The organism is Runella sp. R5_40 (assembly GCF_057652295.1).
On sequence record NZ_JBYFCH010000002.1, the window covers coordinates 1 to 25,375 of the forward strand.

Annotated in this window: 19 protein-coding genes; 6 read left to right on the plus strand and 13 right to left on the minus strand. The window is 46.2% G+C overall.

The window, feature by feature from the left end:
• Window positions 1–105: 105 nt before the first annotated feature.
• From AC23N5_RS04825 to AC23N5_RS04835, 3 genes are all read right to left on the minus strand, one after another.
• The gene (locus AC23N5_RS04825; protein WP_487754677.1) at window positions 106–1,563 is read right to left on the minus strand and encodes a DUF1501 domain-containing protein; all 1,458 of its coding nucleotides are present in this window, start codon (window positions 1,561–1,563) and stop codon (window positions 106–108) included.
• A gap of 33 nt (window positions 1,564–1,596) precedes the next feature.
• Window positions 1,597–3,960 carry a PSD1 and planctomycete cytochrome C domain-containing protein gene (locus AC23N5_RS04830; protein ID WP_487754678.1) on the minus strand — a complete coding sequence of 788 codons (2,364 nt, stop codon included), beginning with the start codon at window positions 3,958–3,960 and terminating at the stop codon, window positions 1,597–1,599.
• Between the two features lie 92 nt (window positions 3,961–4,052).
• Complete coding sequence (locus AC23N5_RS04835) at window positions 4,053–4,619, minus strand: Uma2 family endonuclease (protein ID WP_183975274.1); 567 nt, start codon at window positions 4,617–4,619, stop codon at window positions 4,053–4,055.
• 184 nt (window positions 4,620–4,803) lie between these two features.
• Here AC23N5_RS04835 and AC23N5_RS04840 point away from each other — a divergent pair, with 184 nt between their 5' ends.
• On the plus strand, window positions 4,804–6,627 hold the full coding sequence (locus AC23N5_RS04840; protein WP_487754679.1) for an ABC transporter ATP-binding protein: 1,824 nt from the start codon (window positions 4,804–4,806) through the stop codon (window positions 6,625–6,627).
• A gap of 25 nt (window positions 6,628–6,652) precedes the next feature.
• On the opposite strand, the gene AC23N5_RS04845 is transcribed toward AC23N5_RS04840, so the two are convergent.
• From AC23N5_RS04845 to AC23N5_RS04855, 3 genes are all read right to left on the minus strand, one after another.
• Window positions 6,653–8,506 carry a glycoside hydrolase family 127 protein gene (locus AC23N5_RS04845; RefSeq protein ID WP_487754680.1) on the minus strand — a complete coding sequence of 618 codons (1,854 nt, stop codon included), beginning with the start codon at window positions 8,504–8,506 and terminating at the stop codon, window positions 6,653–6,655.
• 193 nt (window positions 8,507–8,699) lie between these two features.
• Complete coding sequence (locus tag AC23N5_RS04850) at window positions 8,700–9,626, minus strand: dihydrodipicolinate synthase family protein (protein WP_487754681.1); 927 nt, start codon at window positions 9,624–9,626, stop codon at window positions 8,700–8,702.
• Between the two features lie 15 nt (window positions 9,627–9,641).
• Complete coding sequence (locus tag AC23N5_RS04855; RefSeq protein ID WP_028525171.1) at window positions 9,642–10,481, minus strand: fumarylacetoacetate hydrolase family protein; 840 nt, start codon at window positions 10,479–10,481, stop codon at window positions 9,642–9,644.
• A 361-nt stretch (window positions 10,482–10,842) separates the two neighbouring features.
• On the opposite strand from AC23N5_RS04855, the gene xylA reads away from it, so the two are divergent.
• On the plus strand, window positions 10,843–12,171 hold the full coding sequence (gene xylA, locus AC23N5_RS04860) for a xylose isomerase (protein ID WP_487754682.1): 1,329 nt from the start codon (window positions 10,843–10,845) through the stop codon (window positions 12,169–12,171).
• A gap of 78 nt (window positions 12,172–12,249) precedes the next feature.
• Here xylA and AC23N5_RS04865 read toward each other — a convergent pair whose 3' ends face one another.
• The 5 genes from AC23N5_RS04865 to bamJ all read right to left on the minus strand — a co-directional run bounded on the left by AC23N5_RS04865 (window position 12,250) and on the right by bamJ (window position 17,474).
• Window positions 12,250–12,660, minus strand: a complete 411-nt coding sequence (locus AC23N5_RS04865) for an OsmC family protein (RefSeq protein WP_487754683.1) — start codon at window positions 12,658–12,660, stop codon at window positions 12,250–12,252.
• Between the two features lie 101 nt (window positions 12,661–12,761).
• The gene (locus AC23N5_RS04870) at window positions 12,762–14,093 is read right to left on the minus strand and encodes an NCS2 family permease (RefSeq protein WP_487754684.1); all 1,332 of its coding nucleotides are present in this window, start codon (window positions 14,091–14,093) and stop codon (window positions 12,762–12,764) included.
• Window positions 14,094–14,205: 112 nt separating this feature from the next.
• Entirely contained in the window at window positions 14,206–14,511 is a 306-nt protein-coding gene (locus AC23N5_RS04875) for a (2Fe-2S) ferredoxin domain-containing protein (protein ID WP_183975289.1), read from the minus strand.
• Between the two features lie 3 nt (window positions 14,512–14,514).
• The gene (locus AC23N5_RS04880; RefSeq protein ID WP_487754685.1) at window positions 14,515–16,608 is read right to left on the minus strand and encodes a carboxy terminal-processing peptidase; all 2,094 of its coding nucleotides are present in this window, start codon (window positions 16,606–16,608) and stop codon (window positions 14,515–14,517) included.
• A gap of 86 nt (window positions 16,609–16,694) precedes the next feature.
• Window positions 16,695–17,474 carry a BamJ family beta-barrel-assembly machinery protein gene (bamJ, locus tag AC23N5_RS04885; RefSeq protein ID WP_487754686.1) on the minus strand — a complete coding sequence of 260 codons (780 nt, stop codon included), beginning with the start codon at window positions 17,472–17,474 and terminating at the stop codon, window positions 16,695–16,697.
• 156 nt (window positions 17,475–17,630) lie between these two features.
• Between bamJ and AC23N5_RS04890 the strand changes: the two genes are divergently transcribed.
• The 4 genes from AC23N5_RS04890 to AC23N5_RS04905 all read left to right on the plus strand — a co-directional run bounded on the left by AC23N5_RS04890 (window position 17,631) and on the right by AC23N5_RS04905 (window position 22,628).
• Window positions 17,631–18,467: an alpha/beta hydrolase gene (locus AC23N5_RS04890; protein ID WP_487754687.1), complete on the plus strand. Its 837-nt coding sequence runs from the start codon at window positions 17,631–17,633 to the stop codon at window positions 18,465–18,467.
• 102 nt (window positions 18,468–18,569) lie between these two features.
• Complete coding sequence (locus AC23N5_RS04895) at window positions 18,570–19,946, plus strand: hypothetical protein (RefSeq protein ID WP_487754688.1); 1,377 nt, start codon at window positions 18,570–18,572, stop codon at window positions 19,944–19,946.
• Window positions 19,947–20,300: 354 nt separating this feature from the next.
• The gene (locus AC23N5_RS04900) at window positions 20,301–21,032 is read left to right on the plus strand and encodes a GDSL-type esterase/lipase family protein (protein WP_487754689.1); all 732 of its coding nucleotides are present in this window, start codon (window positions 20,301–20,303) and stop codon (window positions 21,030–21,032) included.
• 3 nt (window positions 21,033–21,035) lie between these two features.
• Window positions 21,036–22,628 carry a serine hydrolase domain-containing protein gene (locus AC23N5_RS04905; RefSeq protein WP_487754690.1) on the plus strand — a complete coding sequence of 531 codons (1,593 nt, stop codon included), beginning with the start codon at window positions 21,036–21,038 and terminating at the stop codon, window positions 22,626–22,628.
• Here the strand turns inward: AC23N5_RS04905 and AC23N5_RS04910 are convergent.
• Complete coding sequence (locus tag AC23N5_RS04910) at window positions 22,625–23,479, minus strand: flavin reductase family protein (RefSeq protein WP_183975301.1); 855 nt, start codon at window positions 23,477–23,479, stop codon at window positions 22,625–22,627. The two genes, AC23N5_RS04905 and AC23N5_RS04910, sit on opposite strands and share 4 nt — an antisense overlap.
• Window positions 23,480–23,500: 21 nt before the next feature.
• On the minus strand, window positions 23,501–25,270 hold the full coding sequence (locus AC23N5_RS04915) for an ABC transporter ATP-binding protein (protein WP_487754691.1): 1,770 nt from the start codon (window positions 25,268–25,270) through the stop codon (window positions 23,501–23,503).
• Window positions 25,271–25,375 lie beyond the last annotated feature (105 nt).

A 25,375-nucleotide genomic window follows, 5' to 3' on the forward strand; every position in this document is an offset into this window, starting at 1 on the left:
CTCGGTGGTGCATCACCAGCAAAAATATGACAAAAATTATACTCGCACGCTTGCATAAACCATAGAAATCCGTGCGGCGACGACTATTAGCAGGCTTACAGCCAATTACGCAATTAGCCCAGGCAATACTTTTCCAGCCAAGTCGGTCAAGCGATAGCGGCGGCCGAGGTGCTTGTAGGTAAGTTTTTCGTGATTGATACCCATCAAGTGCATCACCGTCGCGTGAAAATCGTTGATATGAACAGGGTCACGCACGATGTTGTACCCAAAGTCATCCGTTTGGCCATAGACCGTTCCAGGTTTTACTCCTCCACCCGCCATAAACGTGCAATACGCCCGTGGATGGTGGTCGCGGCCGTAGTTATCCTTGGTTGAAGTTCCTTGACCGTAATTGGTACGCCCAAATTCTCCTCCCCAAATCACCAATGTTTCGTCGAGCAAGCCACGTTGTTTCAAATCGGTAATCAAAGCCGCCGAAGCACGGTCGGTATCTTTGGCTTGCAATGGCATCTCTCCCACCATGTTTCCGTGCTGATCCCAGCCTTGGTGATACAATTGCACAAAACGTACCCCTGCTTCCGAAAGTTTACGTGCCAACAAACAATTGGCAGCAAACGTCCCTGGCACCAAACACTCAGGGCCGTACATTTTTACAATGTGGTCAGGTTCTTTGCTCAAATCTGTCAACTCAGGAACGGCGGTTTGCATCCGATACGCCATTTCGTACTGCTGCACTTTGGCTTTGATTTCGGGGTCGCCAAAATCGTCGAACGCCATGTTGTTCAGTTCTGCCAGTTTATCCAGCATTTTTCGGTGCGACGCTCGGTCAGAATTGGCGGGGTTGTTGAGGTACAAAATAGGGTCTTCACCGCTACTAAATACCACGCCTTGGTGCGTCGAATCCAAAAATCCGTTGGACCAAAGTTTTGAATACACCCCTTGTCCATTTCCCTTCCCGCGCGACAGCAACACCGAAAACGCAGGTAAGTTTTTATTTTCACTACCCAAACCATAGCTCACCCACGACCCCATGCTAGGGCGATTGCCTTGTTGCGCGCCCGTCTGCATAAAAGTGAGCGCAGGGTCATGGTTGATGGCCTCCGTGTTCATGGTTTTAATCATGCAGAGGTCGTCGGCAATATTGGCAATGTTGGGAAACAACTCGCTCATCCACATCCCCGACTGCCCATGTTGTGCAAACTTAAAGTAAGACCCAACCAACGGAAACTTGGCTTGGTTGGCCGTCATTCCCGTCAGGCGTTGTCCCATCCGTATCGAGGCAGGGAGTTCTTCGCCCGCCATTTTATTGAGCAACGGTTTATATTCAAAGCTTTCGTACTGAGATGGAGCCCCGTTTTGGAACAAATAAATGACTCGTTTTGCCTTGGGTGCAAACTGAGCAACCCCCAAAGGAAGTTCTTCTACGTCATCACCTGCTCCCTTAAACAAATCAGGAACAAGCAAAGACCCCAACGCAACACTACCAATCCCCGCTGCCATTTTTCCCATAAAATGCCGACGGTTGACATTCAAACGGTTTTCAAAAAATTCGTTCTTATTCATAGTTCTAATGAATTGTTGTGTGTTCTTGCCCAGTTATTTCATAATCGCCTCTTCCAAGTTATACATCATCAGTATGGATTGCATAAGGGCTGCTACCATAGGACGATTAGCGATTCGTGCTTGCGGACGTTCTCCTACACTCAGCAGTTTCGCGGCCTTTTTGGGGTCTTTGGCAAACACCGATTGCTCACTTTCAAAATATTTTTCGAGCACACTGAGTTCTTTATCTTTTCCAGTTCGGCACACGACGATGCGGAAAGCTTTCTTGATTTTGTCCTCGTCCGAGTTCTTTTCCAGTGCTAGTTTTTCGGCCAATACCCTCGCCGATTCTAATACAACGGGGTCGTTGAGCATTACCAATGCCTGAAGTGGTGTATTGGTTCGGGAACGTTTTACCTCGCATTGGTCGCGGTTGGAAGCATCAAAAATCAGCATCGACGGCGGCGGCACCGTTCGTTTGATAAAGACATACATTCCTCTTCGGTAAAGGCTATCGCCGTGGTCTTGGATGTAGCTTTTAAGACTTCCTCGCCCCGAAGTCGCTACTTCCCACAAGCCCTTTGGCTGGTAAGGTTTGACACTCGGCCCACCAATGGCAGGACTAAGCAGTCCGCTCGTAGATAACACAAAATCGCGTACCAACTCCGCCGAAAGGCGCATTCGGGGCGCACGAGCCAATAGCACATTTTCAGGATCTTTGGCCAAGTGTTCCTTCGTAATCACAGCCGACTGTCGATAGGTGGCCGACATCACGATTTGTTTCACCAAACGCTTAATGTTCCAATCGTGGGTACGGAAATCCACCGCCAACCAGTCTAACAACTGCGGATGCGAAGGTAACTCCCCTTGCATTCCAAAATCACCAACAGTTTTGACAATGCCACGTCCAAAGAACTCCTGCCACACTCGGTTGACAAACACCCTCGCTGTCAGCGGATTTTTCGCATCAAGCATCCATTGTGCAAGCCCTAGGCGGTTGTCGGGGTATTTTTTGGTATCAAAAGGCAATAAGAATTTGGGCATTTGAGCCCCAACTACATCGGTCGGTTGGTCATAATTACCGCGCCCCAACACGTGCGTTTTCCGCAACGTATCCAAATCTTGCATCACCATTACCGTCACATCGGCGGTATCGGTTTTGTTGACAAAGGTCAGAATACTCTTAACATCTTTGGTCGTCAACTTGAGGTTTGGAGGGTCGGCGAAGGAAGCATCAATGGTTCCTACCAAGCCTTTTTCGGGCACTTGGTTAAAGAAGGCAAAAGCACTGTAATAATCTTTTTGTAGAATGGGGTCGTACTTGTGATCGTGGCATTTGGCGCATTCGTAGGTCAGTGCCAAAAACGTTTTCCCAAATGTATTGGTACGGTCGGTTACGTATTCGATGCGGTATTCTTCGTCAATCACCCCACCTTCTTGCGTGATTTTATGGTTACGGTTAAAGCCCGTTGCCAGCAATGCCTCTTTGATGCGAGGATTGGCGGGATTGCCCTTCTGACGTTTTACAATCAAATCCCCCGCAAGTTGCCACGTCAAAAATTTGCTGTAGCTATAATTTTGATTAAAAGCATGAATTACCCAATCGCGCCACGGCCACATTGTCCGTAGTCCATCGTCTTGGTACCCGTGCGAGTCGGCATACCGAGCGGCATCTAACCACGGAATCGCCATTTTTTCGCCGTAGTGTTTTGAACTTAGCAATTCGTCCACCACCTTTTCATAGGCATTAGGCGATTCGTCTTTCAAAAAGCGTTCTTGCAAATCGAGCGAAGGCGGAAGTCCCGTAATATCCAAGGCCGCCCGTTTCAAAAGCCGTTCTTTATCGGCTTCCTCGTTGGGCTTCAAGCCATTCTCTTCCATTTCAGCCAACGTGAAGTAGTCGATGGGGTTTTTAGGCCAAGCATCATTGTCAACGTTGGGCAATTTGGGCCTTTCTGGCGCAATAAACGCCCAGTGGGGTTTGTATTTAGCGCCTTGTTTAATCCACTTTTCAATCAGCGCAATCTCGTGTTCGTTCAGTTTAAGGTTGGATTCCAAAGGCGGCATAATTTCAGCCGTATCTTTGGTAATGATACGCAACCACACCGCCGACTCGTCGGGTTTTCCTGGAACAATCGCATGAAGCTTGGCATTGTCTTTCAGCGCGGCATAAGCGGCTTCTTCGGTATCTAAACGTAAGTCAGCTTCCCGTTTGTTAGCATCGGGGCCGTGGCATTTAAAGCAACGATCCGAGAGAATCGGTCGGATGTGGTAATTATAGTCAACCTCGTCGGGAACAGAAGCTGCCGACGTGCTACCTCCATTCAGAAAGCAAGCAGTAGTCACACAGCTAACCGCAATGCCCACTCCTACTAAAAGCCTGTTTTTGAACAGGTAAGCAAGTATTTTTCGATTCATTTTCACGATAAAGGCAGGAACAGTTTATAATAAGTACAAATATATTTTAAAAAATATTAAAAACTGTTTTCTACTCACTTTTCGTGAATGTTTTAACCGAACATTACCTTATGATAAATGTCGGCCAAAGCTATTGAACATTCTCCGATTTGAAGTGTCGTATCGTTTTCATTATAGGTATGACTCAACCACTCTGCCTCGCTTAATTTTTTGATAACTTCCACTTTCTTCTTTTTAGATGACACAAGTACGTATTCACGAAACGAAGGAATTGTTTTGTAACAATCGAATTTCTCCAGTCTATCGTAGGCTTCGGTAGAATCGGATAAGACCTCAATAATGATTTCAGGATTCTCCAACGCATCCAACCCATTCGGAGCCTTCTCATAAACGGGTGTTTTACAAACAATCACCAAATCAGGAAAAACATATTTTTGACATCCTTCAATTTTGATAAGTTGGTCGCTATTTAGTACTATACACGCTCCTGTTCGTAAACAATTTTCCAGCGCAGTAGAAAGCGTCACGCATATCCGATTATGAGCAGGCTGGGCACCTGCCATCGCAACTACCTCCCCTGCATGGTATTCTAGTTTGACATCAGATTTTTGAAGTAAATCAAAATATTCTTCAACAGTGACAGAAGTGGAGGTTTGCATAGGTCTATGTTTTTATCAAAAATAAATAAATTAGAGCATTTTGGCAAAAGCTAAACACGTAACATACCTATCTATTTTTGTTACCTTTGGCCCCATAAATAGACAATTTTGATAAACCTCTTCATCAACACAACTATAAAGAGTTTATCGTTGTTGGAATTGATAAAATGGATTAAGGTTCTAAATGAAAATTTACTGGCGCATTTTACAGTACGCCCGCCCGCTTAGCCGATACGTTGGGCCGTACTTTTTTACCTCTTTATTGGGTAGCTTGTTTGGGGTACTCAATTTTACACTGATTCAACCTTTATTAGATGTTCTTTTTGGGAAAGCAAAAATTCCGTCTCAACTGGTTTTTCCCTCGTTCCGTTTCGACGCCGCCTATTTGGTCGATTTGTTCCAATATTATTTTGGGCACGCCATCCAACAATACGGCAAACTAGGAGCGTTGCAATTTGTCTGTGGAGCTATTTTGTTGTGCGTTTTTTTGGCCAACGTCTTCAAATACCTTTCCATTCGAATCATTGAAAATTTTAAAGCGCACACCGTAGCCCAGCTGCGCCAAGCGGTTTTTGACAGTGCCATTCGTTTGAGCCTTTCGTTTTTCTCCAACGAGCGCAAAGGCGACCTCATTTCCCGCGTTACTACCGACGTCCAAGAAATCGAGAACTCGCTCGGACGGGCGTTTAGTGCGTTGTTCAAAGAGTTGTTTACGCTCATTTTTTACTTCGTGACGCTCTTTGCCATGTCGGTCAAACTGACTTTTTTTACGCTCATCGTCATTCCTCTTTCGGGAATTATTATTGGAACATTGGCCAAAAAACTCAAAGAATCGGCCTCAGAAGTGCAGCAACGTTTGAGTAATATCATCAGCGTCCTCGACGAAACGTTTGGTGGGATTCGGGTGGTGAAAGGTTTTAATGCCGAAAAAGTCATTCGTCGCCGTTTTGAAGAAGAAAACCAAGGCTACCGCCATTCCTTGTTACGCATGGTGTTTCGTCAAGAACTTGCCCCGCCGATGTCGGAATTTATGGGGGTTTCGGTCGTAGCGGGGATATTGTTGTACGGTGGTTCGATGGTACTTTCCGACAACTTTGAGCTTTCGGCTTCCACCTTCGTGACGTACATCATTATTTTTTCACAGGTGTTACGGCCTGCCAAAGAGATTTCTAACGCCATCAGTGGCATCCAACGCGGAGTGGCGTCGGGCGAGCGCATCATGCGTTTGATTGACATGCCTTTGGAAGTTCAAGATGCACCCAATGCCCAGCAGTTCAAGAAGTTTAACTCGGCCATTGAAGTAAAAAACCTTTCGTTTGAGTACGAAAAGGGCGTCCCTGTATTGCAGAACATTTCTTTTTCACTCAAAAAAGGCAAAACCGTTGCACTTGTAGGTTCGTCGGGCGGGGGTAAATCAACGATTGCCGATATGATTCCTCGTTTTTATGACCCCACCGAAGGGCAAATTTTGATTGATGGACTGGATTTACGTTCCATCACCACAAAATCGCTGCGCGACCAAATGGGGATTGTAACACAAGAGTCGATTCTTTTCAACGATACAATTTTCAACAACATCGCTTTTGGCACCGAGGCCACCGAAGCCGAAGTGATGGCGGCGGCTAAAATTGCCAATGCCCACGATTTTATTCTGGAACAGCCCGATAGCTACCAAACCGTCATCGGCGACCGAGGCACAAAGCTTTCGGGTGGACAACGGCAGCGTTTGAGCATTGCGCGGGCGATTTTGAAAAACCCACCGATTTTAATTTTGGACGAAGCGACTTCGGCCTTGGACACCGAATCTGAAAAGTTGGTGCAAGAAGCGTTGACTAATTTGATGAAAAATCGTACGACCTTGGTCATTGCTCACCGCCTCAGCACCATTCAGCACGCCGATGAAATCCTGGTATTAAGCGGTGGAAAAATCATCGAACGCGGCACGCACGACGAGCTTTTAAAGGAAGAAAAAAGTTTTTATCGGAAGTTGAGCTTAATGCAAAGCTAAACTTCCGATACCGAACCGTTTGCGGTTATTTCCCCTTCCAGTCCATCCATACTTTCATGCGGCCAGCTTGGCGGTTGTCCCACGAATAGTAGGGAATTAACGTAAAGTTATCGCCGCCATTTTGGGCCTTAATCGTAGTAACACCTCCGAGCAAAGCAGGCTCAAATGCTGTTGTAAATTGGGTTTTGGGCGAAAGCACCATTTGGTCAAAATCCAAATGACGGTTGTCCTGCTCTTCAATGCAATACACAAGCGGGCCGCGCTGAATGGCACGTTTGCCTACGTTGGCTTGCACGCGCGGGTCGGCCGCTACAACTTTAACGGGCATCTCCATGCGAAGTTTGAGAACATCATTTTTTGCCCATGTGCGCGCAACTGTCACGTAGCCTTTGTCTGCCACCAAGTTTGAAACTGCCTTTCCGTTGACTTCAACGCTGTATTTGTCGCACCAAGCAGGGATTCTCAATTTAACCCCAAAGTCCACTTTGCTGCTGTCGGGAACAACTTTAAACTCTACTTCGCCCGCCCAAGGGTAATTGGTTTTTTGGGTAAACTTCACTTTGTTAGTTCCCAATTTCACTTCAGTACTGCTACCAACATACAAATTCACCCAAAGCGTATTCGCCGAAGTGTTGTAAATATAGCCTCCTACCGACGGCATCAAGCGTGAGACGTTGCTGGGGCAACAAGCCGTACCGTACCAAGCTTTGCGGTGGTGCATCCCAAACGAAGCCAGCGGGTTGACGTAAAAAAACAAATTCCCCGTCAGTTGTACACCTGCCAACGCACCGTTGTAAAGCGAACGTTCGAGCACATCCACGTACTTCGCCTCGCCCGAATAGAGGTTCATGCGTTGATTCCAAAAAACCATCCCCACCGAAGCACAGGTTTCGCAGTAAGCCGATTCGTTGGGTAGGTCATAATCGACCGTGAACCCTTCGTTTTTGGTCGAAGAGCCAATGCCACCCGTGACGTACATATTTCGTTCGACCACATCGGCCCAGACGCGTTCGAGGGCTTGGGTGTAGCCACGGTCGCCTGTTTCTGCGGCTACGTCGGCCATACCAGTGTAGAGGTACATGGCCCGAACGGCGTGGCCTTTGATGTCGGTCATTTCACGGACAGGCACATCGTCTTGACAATAGCGAGCGCCATCAAAATTTTTATCTGTCCAAATCTGCCCGCGACCATTTCCTTTGCCGCGTTGCTCAATCAGCCAGTCGGCGAGTTTGAGATAGCGGTCGTTTTGAGTCGTGTGGTAAAGCTTCACCAGTGCCAACTCCAATTCTTGGTGACCTGTTACCCAAGGTCGATTTTGAAGGCGAAACGTCGAATCAAAATGATTGGCAAAGCGAATGGATACATCGAGCAATTTACGTTTTTTGGTAGCGTCGTAGTAGGCCACCGCCCCCTCTATCAAATGCCCTAAGCAGTAGTCTTCGTGCTTTTCCATGTCGGTCCAGCGTTTGTCGAGTCCCTTGAGCGTGTAGTACGTATTCAAATAACCATCGGGAAGTTGCGCTGCTGCAATCTTATCAATCCACTCGTCGGTTTTGGCTTCTAAAGCTTTGTCAGGGGTGGTTTTAAGGGTGTACGCAATGCCTTCAATGACTTTATAGACGTCCGAATCGTCGAAATAAATGCCTTTATGCTGCCCGCTTCGTTTGGCTGCATTTTCAAAATTACGAATCCGAGCCGTTGAGTCTTCGGTGTAAGTCATGCACACGGGGAGGGTCGCTGAATGCACTTTCTCAATTCGAGGTTTCCAGAAAAAATCATTGACCGTCACCTGCGAAAAATTAACAGGTACAATTTGCCGCTGTGCCAACGCACTCACAGCCCCAGCCATAGCGATGATGAAGTAGAAAAAAGATTTCATGGAGAGGTAGATAGTCTTACTAGGAAGAAAAGCGTAGAGCAACGTATTTTTAATGGCCATCAGTCATTGTTTGGTGAAAGACAGGCAAAAAAAATGCCAGCCCTAATAGGGGCTGACCGTGAAGGTGTCTTAGCAATTATTCCTGCAAATCGAGAATTAAATCCCAGATTTGCAGGAATATCTACTATAATATCTAGCTAATCCCGAGTTCTTTGGAAAGTGCCTCAACGCGCTCGTAAAGTGCATCGACCTCCGTTTTCACTTCTGCCGTACATTCTTCTACCTTGCGACGGGTATAAAGCGAAATCGGGAAACCGCGTTTTTGTAAGTAATACTTAGCGACCGTAGGATACGCATAATGGATGACGGGCATGGTCTCAATCAACAGTTGCTGAACGCGCGCAATGCCTACTTGCTGGTCAGGATTGTTATAGTTTGCGCATAACCACACAATAACTTCTGGGAAGAAATTCCCTTGAATACACGATAACCCTGCCGAACCTGCTTGCAACGATGCCACGGCGTGCTCCATGTAGGCATCATATACGCCAAAACGCTGCCCTTGGGTGGCGGCGATTTTACCTTTTACATTGTCAATGTCGAGCGACGTATCTTTGTGGTAAATCACCCGACCTGTCGCGGCGAGTTCACCCAAATCTTTGGCCGTAACAAGACGTTTGTAAGGAACCGGACATTCGTACAGTCCATAAATGACGCCTGGCGTTAGGTGAAGAAGTTCGTTTATTCGCTTCATAAACACCTCATCCGATTCGTTGGCATCGGCCAACAAGCTAGTAATCACAATGACTGCTTGAATCCCCGTTGCATAAATTTTCTTGGCAAACTCAGCCTGTTCGGCAATCGGTCCGCCAAACGTTCCTGTCGCAACCACGGGCACGCGGCCATTGGCCACCTCCACTACGTGACGCGTAATGGCAAGACGCTCGTCTTCGGTGAGTTCGTACATTTCGGACGAGAGGCAATTGGCAAAAAGACCCGCTGCTCCTGCTTGTAAATACAACTCAGTAAGTTGGGTCAAACCATCGAAATCAATCTCACCATTTTCTTTAAACGGGGTGAGCATCACAGGAATAAAGCCCTGTGGGAGTGTATCTTGCATATAGATTGGTGTATTTTAAGCTTTAGCAAACGCAACAGTGTTGGTCAATTGGCCGATTTTATCGATACGGATATTGACAACGTCACCCACTTGAAGCGTAAATTCGTTAGAAGGCACAAGTCCTGTGCCCGTCATCAAGAATACGCCTGTGGTAAATGTATTAGAACGGAATAAATAGCTCACCAAATCTTCAGGGCGGCGTTTGAGTTGTTCGAGGGTGGTACGGCCTTCAAATACTTTTGCGTCATTCCGTAAAATTTCAATGTCGATGGTGGTCGTAACGGCCATTGGCTCGGCGGGTACGTACAAACAAGGCCCCAACGCAGCCGAACCGTCATAGACTTTGGCCTGAGGCAAATAAAGTGGGTTTTCTCCTTCGATACTACGCGAACTCATGTCGTTTCCGATAGTGTACCCAACAATTTTTCCAGTTGATGTCGCAAAGAGCGTCCATTCTGGCTCAGGTACGTTCCACGACGAATCAGGACGGATGTTGACCGTGCCACCACTTCCCACTACTTTGTGGGCAAGGCTTTTGAAAAATAACTCAGGACGTTCGGCATCATATACCTTGTCGTAGAAGGTATCGCCTCCTGAGTCTTTTGACTCTTCCATCCGCGCAATTTTACTGCGATAGTACGTCACCCCCGACGCCCACACTTCTTGCGTTCCTACGGGAGCCACAATGCTGCTTTCGTCGAAAGACGCTTCGGGAGCAAGACTAGCGATGGTGGTTCGCAAATAAGCGTGCAAATCGTCGCGGTTGATAAGTTCGTCCCAAATAAAGGTTGGGATTTTATAAAATTGGCCATCAGCCTCGGCATAAAAGCCATTGGTGGTACGATAGAGTTTCATAGAATATTTTTGGGTTCTCTCGGTCAAAAGAGACTTTGCTCAATAAATTACCATACTTGGATTTCTTTACTACGCAGTTTTAGGTAAAAAAGACTACCAAAACTCGTTCAGAGTTGCGTATAGAAGCGGCGGCACTTCTATTTTTTTTGTCTTTTTTTATATACGTACAATAAAGTTAATGTGCTGTATGATAGCCTATTGACAGTTTTTTGATGGTTTGAAAAAAGATTGTCAAGTGCAAGTTTAAATATAAAATTGTCAATTTGACAATTATTTTCTTTTTTTGCATCAGTAAGAAAGCAAAATTCGCTCTTTTAGTAGTAATTACGCTTTCGAGAAAACATTTAAACTAACTTATTTTATGTCAGTTACACTCGGAAATTCCGAATATTTCAAGGGCATCTCCAAAATTCAGTTTGAAGGTCGCGATTCAGACAATCCGCTTGCATTTAAGTGGTACGATGAAAACCGTATCATTGGCGGAAAAACCATGAAAGAACACTTGCGTTTTGCCGTAGCTTACTGGCATACGTTCTGCGGAACAGGCGCTGATCCCTTTGGCCCAGGAACAAAAGTATTTCCTTGGGATGCCAAAGCAGATGCCGTAGAGCGTGCCAAAGACAAAATGGACGCGGCATTTGAGTTTATCACCAAGCTAGGGGTACCTTACTACTGCTTCCACGATGTGGATTTGGTGGACGAAGGGCCAAGCATTTCGGAGTACGAACGCCGTATGCAAGCCATTGTGGACTATGCGAAAGGAAAGCAACAAGCAAGTGGGGTAAAATTGCTTTGGGGTACGGCCAACGTATTCTCAAACCCTCGTTATATGAACGGCGCATCGACCAACCCAGATTTTAATGTGGTGGCTCATGCGGGCGTACAAGTGAAAAACGCCATTGACGCAACGATTGCGTTGGGTGGTGAAAACTACGTATTCTGGGGTGGTCGTGAGGGCTACATGAGCTTGCTCAATACCAACATGAAACGTGAATTGGATCACCTAGGGCAGTTTTTGACTGTGGCTCGTGATTACGCGCGTAAAAATGGTTTCAAAGGTACGTTCTTCATCGAGCCTAAACCTTGTGAGCCTACCAAGCACCAATACGATTACGATTCAGCAACGGTGATTGGCTTCTTGCGCCAGTACGGTTTGGAGAAAGATTTCCAATTGAACATCGAAGTAAACCACGCTACATTGGCAGGGCATACGTTCCAACACGAGTTGCAAGTGGCCGCCGATGCTGGTATGTTGGGTAGTATCGATGCCAACCGTGGTGACTACCAAAACGGCTGGGATACTGACCAATTCCCCATCAACCTAAGCGAGCTAACGGAGGCGATGTTGGTGATTCTTGAAGCAGGTGGTATCACCGCAGGAGGTATCAACTTCGATGCAAAAACCCGCCGTAACTCTACCGACCTCGACGATATTTTCATTGCTCACATCGGTGGTATGGATGCGTTTGCGCGTTCGTTGGTCATTGCCAACGATATTTTGGTAAAATCTCCGTACAGCAAACTCCGTACAGAGCGCTATGCTTCGTTTGACAGCGGCGCTGGCCAAGATTTTGAAGCAGGAAAACTAACGTTGGAAGACCTTCATAGCTTTGCCGTAGCCAATGGCGAGCCAAAGCTAATCAGCGGCAAGCAAGAATTATTCGAAAACATCTTGAATCAATACATTTAATCATTGATTCAACCCACCTCATCTTAACAAGTGCAAAACGCCAGCGGAAAAATCCGACTGGCGTTTTGATTTAAAGGACTACACCAATTCGGCGTCCATGGTAATGTCGGTATTCAACAATTTTGAAATGGGGCAGTTCGCTTTTGCATTTTGAGCCGCTTCGGCAAATTGCTCAGCTGTCATGCCTGGTACACTTGCTTTTACCGACAAGTGAATGTTTGGAATCGCGCCGTTTTCAAACGTAACGGTGGCTTTGGTGTCGATATTTTCGGCCATTAAACCATATTCTCCAATTACAAAGCTTAATTTCATCGTAAAACAACCCGCGTGGGCTGCCCCAACGAGCTCCTCGGGGTTAGTGCCAATGCCATCGGCAAAACGCGTGTTGAACGAATATTGCGTTCCGTCTAATACCGTGCTTTGCGTTGAAACCGTTCCGTGGCCTTCTTTACCACTTCCTTGCCAATTGGCAGCTGCTGTTCTTTTCATAGTTCTGTTGCGTTTGAATAAAATTGAATGGATTGAAAAATGGAAAGTCAAATGTAGTCAGGAATCGCTATTTTTTGTCATTAAGTTATTGAGTGGAAAAATCAATGTCCCCAAATCAGTGAGCCAATGGCAAAAAGGTTAATCACCCAAAGTGTTGGAGAAACGTCTTTTGTTTGGCCTGTCATCGTTTTTAAAACACTCCAACTCAAGAAACCAAAGATGATGCCTTGGGTGATGGAATAACTGAACGGAATCAGGACAAGAGCGAGCAAACAAGGGATGGCCTCGTCCATGCGCGACCAGTCAATTTTAGTGACGGGTTTCATCATAAATGCACCCACAATCACCAATGCAGGTGCGGTAGCAATGCTAGGCACCACCGACAGCAAGGGCGACAAAAACATGAAAGGCAAAAACAAAAAGGCGGCGATTACGGCGGTTAGACCTGTACGCCCTCCTTGCTCTATCCCCACCGCCGACTCGATGTAAGCAGTGCCTGGGCTTGTCCCCAAGACCCCCGCTAGTGTAGTAGCCACGGCGTCGGTTAGTAGCGATTCTTTGATGTGGCGCGGGTCGCCGTTTTCGTCGTACAAATCGGCGGCTTCAGCCACTCCTACGAAGGTCGATAAGCTATCGAAGAGGTCAGTGAAAGCAAAAGCAAAAATAACGGGGAACAACGCCAGGCTCAACGAACCGCCTAAATCGAGTTGAAACAAAAGACTAAAATCGGGCGAAGCAAGCAGGCCGTTCCAGTTGACGAGGGCTTTTTGACCAAAATTAATCGCTGACGCATCACCCCACCAACGACCAATGGGAATGGCTAAAAGCGTGGTCGTAATGATACCAATGACAATCCCGCCCGTAACACGCTTTGCGACCAATACCGCCGTTACTAGCAAACCTACCAAAAACGTAATCAGAACGGGGTCTTTGAGGTTGCCAATCCCAACGAGCGTAGCAGAATTGCCAACGATAAATTTGGCATTGGTAAAACCAATCAAGGTAATAAACAAGCCAATGCCCGACGAAATGGCATACCGTAGCGGTTTAGGAATGGCCTTAACAATGTGCGTACGGACGTTGAAAATGGATAAAATCAAAAACAATACCCCCGCCCAGAACACCGCACCGAGCGCTGTTTGCCAAGCGATTCCCATTCCTTTGACTACCGTAAAAGTAAAGAAGGCATTCAGCCCCATGCCAGGCGCAACGAGCAACGGGTTTTTGGCATATAATCCCATCATCAAGCTACAAAAGAACGACAGCAAGACGGTCGCCGTCAGGACGGCTCCAAAGGGCAAACCTGCTTGGCTTAAAATGGCGGGGTTAACGACGATAATGTACATCGTTGCCAAAAATGACGACACCCCCGCAATGGTTTCGGTACGAAGGGTAGTTTGGTGATGGGAAAGCGAAAAGTAACGTTCGAGCATGGAGAGAAGGTGGAGGTTTGAGTAGCAGTAAAAATAAGAATGCCATTGCAGAAAGTAAAGCTTTGAAACATTTACTCGCCCGCAATGGCATTCAAAAAATCAAAAGAACGGCTTAGAATGGAAGTTTTAAGCGCTCCACTGGCGTATTGTTTACCAAGTGGCTTTCTACGATTTCTTCGACGTCAGACAACTGGACATTGCCGTAAAAAATACCTTCAGGATATACCACCAAGGCAGGACCCAAAGCGCACACATCGAGGCATCCTGCTTTTTGAGCGCGGATATCAATATGGAGATTTTTGTCTTTCAACGATGTCTTGAAGGCATCTACTAGGGCCGTTCCGTGTTCGGCGCCACAACATTTCTTGCCACCATCTTTTTGGTTAGCGCAAATAAAAACGTGCTTTTTGTATTTCATAAATTAGCGTTTGGCCATCGAAGGCGACTTTATCAACGCAATATAGTCAGCCAAGATGCGCTCAGTTTCAATCATGTAAATGTCTTTTTTCTTTTTGTCGGCAGGCTTGGTAGCTACTGTACCTTCGTCGTCATCCTCTTCTTCGGTTTCCAACTTTTTCAACGCCTGACGTTTTTTCTCCGCTTCTTCGCGTTCTTTCTTACGTTTGGTTTCTTGGAGAGAAACAACGGTATTTTCGCGGGCTTTTCTGAAAAGCTCAAGTTCTTCCGTAAACGTTTTCAACTCAGGCTCATTTTTGAGGCGTTGTTGGTATTTTTCACGCAGCTTTTCTACTTGTTTTTCGTTCAAGTATTTCGTCAAATCATAACGAGTAGTCGCAATTTGATCCCAAGGAAGCGCCGTTGGTTGTGAACTTTCGCCGTATTCTGCGGCACTAAACGCCGACGGGAACTCAATGTCAGGTGACACTCCTTTGCGCTGCGTGCTGCTACCATTGATGCGGTAAAACTTCGCAACAGTAATATTGATTTGACCCAATTTGTCGGGATCTTTAATCCACTGGTTCAAGTCCACCATGGTTTGTACCGTACCTTTGCCGTAAGTTTGCTCGCCCAATACGATACCACGTTTGTAGTCTTGAATAGCCGCCGCAAAGATTTCGGAAGCAGACGCACTGAAACGGTTGGTAAGTACCGCGAGTGGCCCGTCGTAATTTACTTCGGGATTGAGGTCAGATTGAACTTCTGTTTCTCCCGTTTGCTCGCGGACTTGCACTACAGGTCCTTTTGAGATAAACAAACCAGTGAGTGAAATAGCTTCCGTAAGCGAACCACCACCGTTGTTACGAAGGTCAATCACTACCCCTTCTACGTTTTCAGCTTTGAGTGAATCCAATAGCTTTTGTACGTCGCGGGTGGTACTTGCAAAATCTTTATCACGTTTGCCAGCACTCTCAAAGTCACGGTAGAACGACGGAATCTGAATAATTCCAATCTTATAATCGTGCTTGTTTTGAGTAATGGTAACCACTTCCTTTTTAGCCCGAGAGGTCTGCAAATTTACTTTTTCGCGCGCCAAACGGATTTCTTTTGGAGGATCGCTTGGAAGGGCATCCGCTGCTAAAACTTGCAAACGAACAACCGTTCCTTTAGCTCCTTTGATTTTCTTTACAGCATCGTCCACGTACCAACCAACGATATCTTCGTATTTCCCTTCGTCGCCTTGGGCTACCCCGATGATACGGTCATCTTTTTTCAAGCGTTTGTCTTTGAAAGCAGGCCCACCTGGTACCACTTCTACGACTTTGATGTAGTTTCCGTCTTCGCGAAGCACCGCACCGATCCCCTCAAGGGCTTGGTACATATCTTGCTTGAAGCGGTCAGAATCAGCAGGTGAAAAATACCGCGTGTGCGGGTCAAGCACTTCGCAGAAAGCGTTCATGTACATTTGGAACACTTGCTCGCTGCGGAAACGGCCTAAGTTACGCTCACGGTTTTTGTAGCGGTCTTTGAGTAACGTAACAATAGAAGAATCGGGTTTGCCCGAAATTCTAAGCTCAAGTGCCTCGTTTTTAATCAGTTTACGCCAAACTTCATTCAACTCGTCGGGCGTTTTCGCCCAAGCTACTTTTTCACGGTCGGTATTGAATGATTCATCGACCATAAAATCAAAAGAAGGCTTCGTCAATAGTTTATCAATGTAAGCACTACGCTCGCGATAGCGTTTTCTGAACGTATTGTACATATCGTAAGCCGCAGTTAAGTCTCCATTGCTAAGTGACTCATCCAATTGGTTACGGTATTTTTCAAACGACTGTACATCACTCGCTAAGAAATAAAGCTTTGCACGGTCAATCTCATTAAGATAGTTCTCATACATTTTATTCGACAACGAATCGTTGAGACCAAATTTGCGGTAATGGTATCCCGAGAAAATTTTGGTCACGTACGCCTCCACCTTTTCTTGGGTGATGGTAGGCTTCAAGTCGTCTTCACTAATGGCAGAGGGGTGAGAAGCAATCACTCCCCGCGAGCGAGAATCATCAGGTTGCAGACCAAGCAGCAACACTGGAGCTAAGGCGATTAATAGGCTTTTCATTTTCATAAACTGATTTATTGACTTTAGTGTGGCGACTTCTAAAACCAGCCTTGCGAGTGGATGTCAAAAGCGACAACCCGCTAAAATCATTTAACTATTTCTAACAACTCTACTTCAAAAACAAGGGCAGAATACGGTTTGATGGTTGGGCCAGCCGAACGCTCACCGTATGCTAAGTTATAAGGAATGAACAATTTCCATTTTGAACCTACAGGCATCAATTGAAGGGCTTCTACCCAGCCTTGAATGACACCACCTACAGGAAACTCGGCAGGTTGGCCACGTTGTACTGAGCTATCAAACACTGTTCCGTCAATAAGCGTGCCGTGGTAATGGGTTTTTACGGTGTTATTGGCCGTTGGTTTAGGGCCGTCACCTGCTTTCATAATTTCATACTGCAAACCACTCGGAAGTGTAACTACGCCGCTTTTCTTTTTGTTTTCTTCCAAAAACTTTTCGCCAGCTAATTTCACAACTTCGTACTTTTTAGCTTCTTCCGACTGCTGCTTGGCTTGAAGTTTGTTAAAGAAATTACCAAGAATCATCTGCGCCTGAGAATCGTCGAGGTCGGTTTTGCTCGACTTCAACACATCCTGAATGGCTTTAGAAAGTAAGCCTACATTGATTTTATCAAGTCCTTGCCCTTTTAAGTTTTGGGCAATATTCATACCTATACTATAAGCAACGGAATCTAACTCGTTTGTCATTTTTAACCCTGCCGCAGGTTTGCCTGGCGTAGCAGTTTTGGCAGGTGCGGCTGTTTTAGCAGCAGGTGTAGCAGGTTTTACGGGCGCTTTCTTGGTTTGAGCAAATGAAACAACGGTTGATGCTATTACCGTGAGGGTCAGCGCGATGGGATACTTCATGCAATTAGAAAAATTTGGGATTAAAATCAATTTTTGATAGTTTTCGTAAATAAACGCAAAAATGTCCGAAAAAAGTTTGGAAGAATGAATTATTTGAAATTAATACCCCATATTGGGTTATTTGTATTTTTGTTGCCTTTCAAAGCTTTTATCTAATTGGAACACTTCATCACTCCTTCTGAACTGGTCGTAAAACACGACACAACACTTCATTCGCAGCACTTGCATCGCGGCATTGTTATGGACGTGGTGTTACCGCCTCACTATGAGGCAACGAATACGGCCTATCCCGTATTGTACATGAACGACGGACAGGATTTAGAACGCCTACAAATGACGCGTGTGCTAAGTGAGTTGTATCACCATCAGCAAGTGCCTCCTTTTATTCTTGTAGCAGTACATTGCGGTGAGCGCATTCAAGAATACGGCACAGCAACCCAAGCTGATTACAAACACCGTGGTGCAAGAGCAGGGGCTTATACTTCGTTTGTACTAGAAGAGCTTCTTCCTTACATCAAAAACCAGTATCGGGTTCTGACAGGCCCACCGCACACGGTCTTTTGCGGGTTTTCGCTGAGCGGCTTGTCGGCGTTTGATATTGTGTGGCATCATCCCCAAATATTTGGCAAAGCGGGGGCTTTTTCAGGGTCGTTTTGGTGGCGCCAACGGGCTTACGAAAATCATTACGACGACCACCAAGACCGCATTATGCACCGTTTGGTGCGCGAATCGTCGGTACGGCGAGAGCAATTTAAGGAACTTACGCCCACTTTTTGGTTCCAAACGGGCACCGACGATGAAAAAGACGACCGAAACCACAACGGGATCATTGATTCTATAGAAGATACGCTAGACCTTGTAGCCGAACTCGAACGAAAAGGATTTCGGTGGGGCAAAGAAGTGCGCTACGTAGAGGTAAAAGGCGGGCATCACGACCAAGCAACGTGGTCAAGGATAATGCCAGATTTCTTGCAGTGGGCTTTTGGTAACTAAGTCCACCCCCTTTGCTTTAACATGATTTTAATTTTTTTTTCATGTGGTATTAATAGTCAAGTAGGTGCTTTGTGAGCGTAAACAATACTTAAAAAGCGCACCATGAAGCACCTTATTTGGATGCTCCTTCTTACGGGAGGAATTGCTACGGCACAGGATTCGGTCAAACCTGCTCCCGACAAAAATGAGTTAAAATACAACCTAAATGCGTCGGGTACGCACTTCTTTAAAGCTACTTTTTTGAATCAGACTTGGGTACGCTTCAACCAAAGCAATCCAGGTACGACTGTGATAAATGAACCCGCTTCACAAACCTTAGATTTAGGTCTTCGTCGGACGCGTATGCAGTTGTTTGGGCAGATTTCCGACCGCGCCTTTGTGTATTTCCAATTGGGAATGAACAACTTCAACTTCCTGAACGGTTTTCCAGCTTTGGGAAATGCCCAAGGAGTACCTACCAACCGTAAAGTAGGCTTTTTTATCCATGATGCCGTGGTGGAATATTCCGCTTTTGCCAACAAAGATTGGTTAAAAATTGGAGGTGGACTAACCATCTTGAACGGACTTTCGCGTTTTAGCCAGCCGAGTGTTACCACGATTATGACGATGGATGTGCCTGTGTTTGCGCAAGCCACTGTGGACCAAACCGATGAATTTTCTCGCAAACTCACCGTCTATGCCCGTGGTCAGGTAGGCAAATGGGATTATCGTATAGGATTAACCGACCCGTTCCCCATCACTACCAACGGCGCTGCTACGCCAGCGATTTCGACCAACTCTAGCTTCGCGGCCAAAGGCCACCACAAGCAATACCAAGGTTTTTTGGTGTATAATTTGTTCGACAAAGACACGCACCAAACACCTTACATGACAGGCACTTATTTAGGAAAAAAGAAGATTTTGAACCTAGAAGGCGGGTTTATTTCTCAGAAAAAAGCAATGTGGAACACCGCCAACCAAAGCAAAGACACGGTGTATAATGCGATGAATTTGTGGTCGTTGGCATTGTTTGCTGATATGCCAATCAATAAGGATAAAGGAACTGCCTTTTCGGGATACTTAGGCTATTTTCATACCGACTACGGCCCCAATTATTTACGTTTTAATGGCATCATGAATCCTGCCAGTGGAACCACCCAAGGGCTTTCGGGGGTATCGGGGGTGCAAGGCAATGCGTTTCCGATGTTTGGAACAGGAAGTGTGGTCTATAGCCAACTGGGCTACTTGTGTGCCGCCGATTTGTTGGGCAAAAACGGTACTTTAATGCCCTACGCCACGGCTCAAGTAGCCAACTACCAGCGCTTGTCAAAAACGGCAAGTATTTACAGTGTAGGGGTGAATTGGCTCATTAAAGGCCATAACTCCAAAATTACACTCGATTATCAAAACCGTCCAGTGTATCAAAATGCGACCGACGGCCGCCTGAGCCCCAACGGTCGCCGAAGTGCCCTGACGTTACAATATCAGATTTTTATCTAACAAAAGAGTTTTCCATCCTTCAGTAGAGTAAAGGTTTAGGTATCGTGTGAGAATCCGACTTTTCGATGAGAAGTCGGATTTTTGTTTGTTAGAACTACCCCAACTGACAATTTTAGTTTTTGTGTAAAACTGTACTATTTGTGAGGAAATGGCGATTTTATATCTTATCTTTGACTTGTAACTACGTCTCGTGGCATTGCTAAGAGACTTACTATAGACACATCATCAATCTTTTTTTGAAAACTAGGTCAAGTGTTTGTGAGCAAAAAAAGCTACCTTCTTAGGGTAGCTTTTTTTTCGGTTTAAGCGTAAATTCTAACCGTTTGGCGCTTTCAACTAGAAAACACTCCACCTATGACCCCTTTAGTTACCAAACGCAACTTTTTTGTAAGTAGCTTTTTATTGCTTCTAGTGGTGGCTTCCTGCCAACGTAGTAACCTCACCTATCAACCCATTGCTGAACCTTTTGCGCTAGACTATAAAATCGACCGCTCTGAGGAGGAAATTAAGAAATTTGAGCAAGAAGATGCAACCAAAGGTATCAAAAAAGGCCAAGTAGTTTTGTACGGAAGTTCCAGTTGGCGCCTATGGAAAGACATGGCAACCGACTTAGCCCCATTGCCCGTCGTCAACCGTGGCTTTGGAGGTTCTACCATTCCCGAACTGATTCATTATGCAGAACGAACGGTGATTCCGCACGAGCCGAAATTATTGGTTGTTTACGGAGGAGAGAATGATTTATCAGGAAAAAAATTCAAGTCGGCCGAACAGCTTTTTGACTCTTACCGCGATTTTGTATCGCTCATTCAGAAGCGTTCTCCCAAAACTCACATTTGCTTTGTGTCAATGAAACTATCGCCGTCGCGCCGCCAGCACTGGGCTGAAGTTACCAAAGGGAATCAAATGGTAAAAGCATTTAGTACAGGAAAGCGTTTGTCGTACGTGGATATTAACCCCGCACTATTCCACCCTAATGGTACGGTAAAAAGCGAACTATATACCAAAGACAGCCTACACATCAACCCGCAAGGTTATCGTGAATACGCCAAAATTCTTGTTCCTTTTCTACAAAAAAAATACAAATAGACCATGCAAACTACGCGTCGTCAGTTTATCCAACAGTTAGGTTTGGCAGGAATTAGCCTAGGGCTTTCGGCGGCATTGCCGTATGACAGCTGGGGCAAATCAGCCGTTCGGTTACCTCGTAGTACGCCCGAAGCACAAGGGGTCGATTCGGCAAACATCAATGCGTTTTTGGACGCCATTGCCCAAAGTAAGCACGAGTTTCACAGTATGATGCTCGTTCGGCACGGCCAAGTGGTGGCCGAAGGCTGGTGGGCACCCTATCGGGCGGAATTGAAACATACCATGTACTCGATGAGTAAAAGTTTTACATCCACGGCCGTAGGGTTTGCCGTAAATGAAGGCAAGCTCAAAACCAGCGACCGTGTTATTTCATTTTACCCCGAATACGCGCCCGCAACGGTCAGTGATTATTTGGCCAAAATGACGGTTAAAGACCTCCTAACGATGTCGGTAGGGCATGGTGTGGACCCCACGGGCCAGAGCATTCGGGATGAAGCCAATTGGATAAAAACGTTTTTGGCCTTTCCAATTCAAAACGACCCAGGCAGTACATTTTTGTACAATAGCATGGCTACCTACATGTGCTCGGCCATTGTACAAAAAGTAACAGGACAAAAAATCATTGATTACCTACGCCCTCGTTTATTCGAACCTCTTGGCATTGAAGGTGCCGATTGGGAAGAAGACATGTTGGGTATCAATACGGGTGGGTGGGGATTGCGCGTCCGTACCGAAGACATGGCGAAGTTTGGGCAATTGTACCTTCAAAAAGGCAAATGGAATGGCAAACAAATCATTCCAGCAGCCTGGGTAGAAGAAGCAACTACCTTCAAAATTCAGCAACCTTCTCCCGCAAAACCAACGCGCCCCAACGAAAAAAATGACTGGCTTCAGGGCTATTGTTACCAGTTTTGGCGTTGTCAGCACAACGCGTACCGAGGTGACGGAGCGTATGGACAATACACAATAGTGATGCCCGACCAAGACGCCGTATTGGCCATCACGAGCGAAACTCCTGACATGCAGGGGATTTTGGACTTGGTTTGGGAGCACATTCTGCCCGCCATGAAATCCCAGGCATTACCTGCCAATGCGGCTTCGGTCAATGCGTTGAAGCAGCGAATGGCAGCATTGGCTTTATTGCCACCCAAAGGAAACGTAAAGCCTTCGGAAGCGGTAAAAGTATCGGGGAAAGCGTTTGCAATCGAAGCAAATTCGATGAATGTACAACAAATTTCGCTGGCCTACCGCGAAGGAGGTACGTATCAATTCATGCTAAAAGATGCAGCAGGTGAGCATAAAGTAGAAGTAGGATTGGAAAAATGGGTCTTTGGACAAACCGACTTGCCAAGACCCAATTTGGTTGCTTCTCAGAAAATTAAAACCGAAAAAATCGCCAAAATAGCGGCAAGTGGTACGTGGAAAGACCCAAAAACGTTTGAAATAACGCTACGTTACTACGAGTCACCACACCGAAATTACGTCATTGGCCAATTTGACGGTGATGCCTTGACGGTAAGTTTTGACAACAGCATCAACCGCATGTCGGGGGCAAAAGACAAACGCCCTGTACTACAAGGTAAAGCGCTGGCCTAACTTCCTTGCGAAGCCAACAACGATAGCCAAGCTTGTTCAACTTTTCCTTCCGAAAGGTACTGCTTGGCTGTCGTCACCCAATCTTGTCCCGCGTGTTGGGCTTTAAATGCTTCAATTTTATCGGTTTCAGGCAACTGTTGGATGTTCCCCAAACGTCCCAAGTTATTTCCCGAAAATTCGGGGTTGTTTTTGATAAAATCAGGAATCAAGTCCACCCCAATGCCTTTTTGAGTACTTGGTTTGGGAATTTCAAAAATCGCGTCGCCCGAGGCGCGTGCGTACCAATCGCCCCCCATGCGGGCTACCCAATCCGTTTTGCGCTGGTCGATGCGGCCATCTTCCCCCAAAATATCCTCCGAAAAATGGGCTAGAATTACTTCGCAAATCACCAAATTGGCTGCTCCTCCTTCTTCGCCCAACGAAATAATTTGTTTGACTTTACACTCAAAAACGGCTTTCGATTCGCCAACGCGCGGCGGGCGTACCAGTTGGGACGGCACTTCGGTAAAACCTGCTTTCACAAATTCGTTGACGCCACGCGGATATTCACAACTCGCCAGCGACATTTGCTCAACCATGGCGTAGTCAACCATGCTAATCACCACCTCGTCCACAGCCTGTACGTTTTCCAGCGTATGTTTGTTGCTTCCGTCTCGCACGCGGCGATTGGGCGAAAAAATCAAGGTCGGGGGTTTTGTCCCAAACAAATTAAAGAAACTGAATGGGCTGAGATTTACGTTGCCCTCGGCATCAATCGTGCTGGCAAAAGCGATGGGGCGAGGCGCCACTGCACCTTGCAAAAAGTGATGCAAAACAGGTACTGAAACGTCTTTAGGGTTGATGGTTAGCATAAATGTCTTGGTTATGATTCACTAACTCGAAGTTTTCTCTTGATGTTTCCACAGTTCTTGAAAAACTGGACTATTAGCTCTGAGGGACTCGAACGTACCTTGGTCAACAATTCGGCCGTTTTCGAGCACATACACGTAGTCAAATTTGGTCAAAAGGTGCAAACGGTGGAGGGACGAAAGTACAGCTTTGCCCCTAAATTCGTCAAACAATTGATCATAAATCAATGACTCAGTTTTGGGGTCAACGCTGCTAGTAGGCTCATCAAGCAATACAATATCGCTGCTTCGGGCGGCCAAAATGCCACGAGCCAACGCCAACCGCTGTTTTTGTCCCCCCGAAAGATTGACGCCCTTTTCTTGAATGCTGGACTCAAGCCCATTCGGTAATTGACGGGCTACTTCGCTAAATTGGGCCGTATCGCATACTTGCCAAATATCTTGCTCTTCAAAAGGCAGTCCCAACGTAATGTTGTAAGCAATGGTATTTTCAAAAATTTCGGGCTCCTGTGGAAACAACGTCACGGTGTCCGTAATCAGGCCAACTCCTTCCACTGGTTTTCCATCAATGGTCAATTCTGCTCCTTTTTCGGGTTCGTACAGCCCTCTCAGTAAGGCCAAAAGGGTGCTTTTTCCGCTACCACTTTCCCCAATAAAAGCAATGCGTTGGCCTCGTTCGATGCGCAAGTTTAATTGATGAAGGCTATGCGCCGATTTCTGGGCGTCGTAGGTATCGTGGTGCGAAAAACTCAACTGGTTGATTTGTATTGTTTTCCAATCAGACGGAAGAATTTCAGTTGCTTCGGCGCGGTGCTGCTGACGGTAGGCTTCGCCGATGGAACGAGCCGTTTGAACGTCGGTATTGTAGCGAATGATTTCGGTATATTGCCACGCAACATCCTGAAAAACACTGGTAAATTGATTGACATAACCCAACAAAGTGACCAGTCCACCCACTAAAAACACTGCGTTGGGAACGTAATTTTGATACACGTACCCAACCGCAACTACCACATAAATAACCCCAATGAGCACACTCGCCACAAACCATTTCCATTCGTTGATAACCACCGTACGACGAAATGGCGGGAATATCTCTTTTACCTTGGCCAACAGGCTATTTTCCATGCGTTTTTCGAGGCGCAGGGTAATCACCGTAATGATGTTGGAAAGACTATCAAACAAAGTCGATGACACGACGTGTTCTTTTTCGTTGGTTTCGTCGAGGGCTTTGATGAAGGGCTTGTCAAACTTAAAAATAATCCAAACCGTAAAAACGCCTATCAAAACGCCAATGCTTCCATAAAGCGGAGAAAAATACAGAATGGCCAAAAACGAAAAGATGAACTTTGAAAAGGCGTGCAAAAACATAAAGCCGTTTTGAAAGAAGTCTTTCAAGGCTTCGTAGGCTTTCCGAATACGGTTGATGGTAGCGCCGCTGTGGTGGTCTTGGTGCCAACGAACGGGCAAATGCAGCGATTGGTGATACAGTTCTTCTAAAAAATTACGGCTCAGATTAAACGCGAGTTCGCGCTCCATCACCCGCGCAGGACCGTGAAATGCCCACTCCAACAGCATCAAGAATAGGTAACCGCCTGCATACATCCAAACGTGCTTGATGACACCCGTTCCCTCTTTTTGAATGGCTTCGACAAACCAGCCGTACAAAAGCGGATTAAGCGCAAAAACCACATTGGCAAGGACAAAAAGGCCATACACCAACACGTATCGCCCTTTTTCCTTGCGTGCATATCGCCAAGCCGTTTGTAAGAGCGAGAAATAGGGATTTTTCATTGTTTGGAGACAAATATCAGTAAAATGAAACAATGATTTTAGCCCGAAGGTATTAGCTTCGGGCTGGCAAAAGGTAGTGGCGTATGGAGAGCGATGCTCCTACGA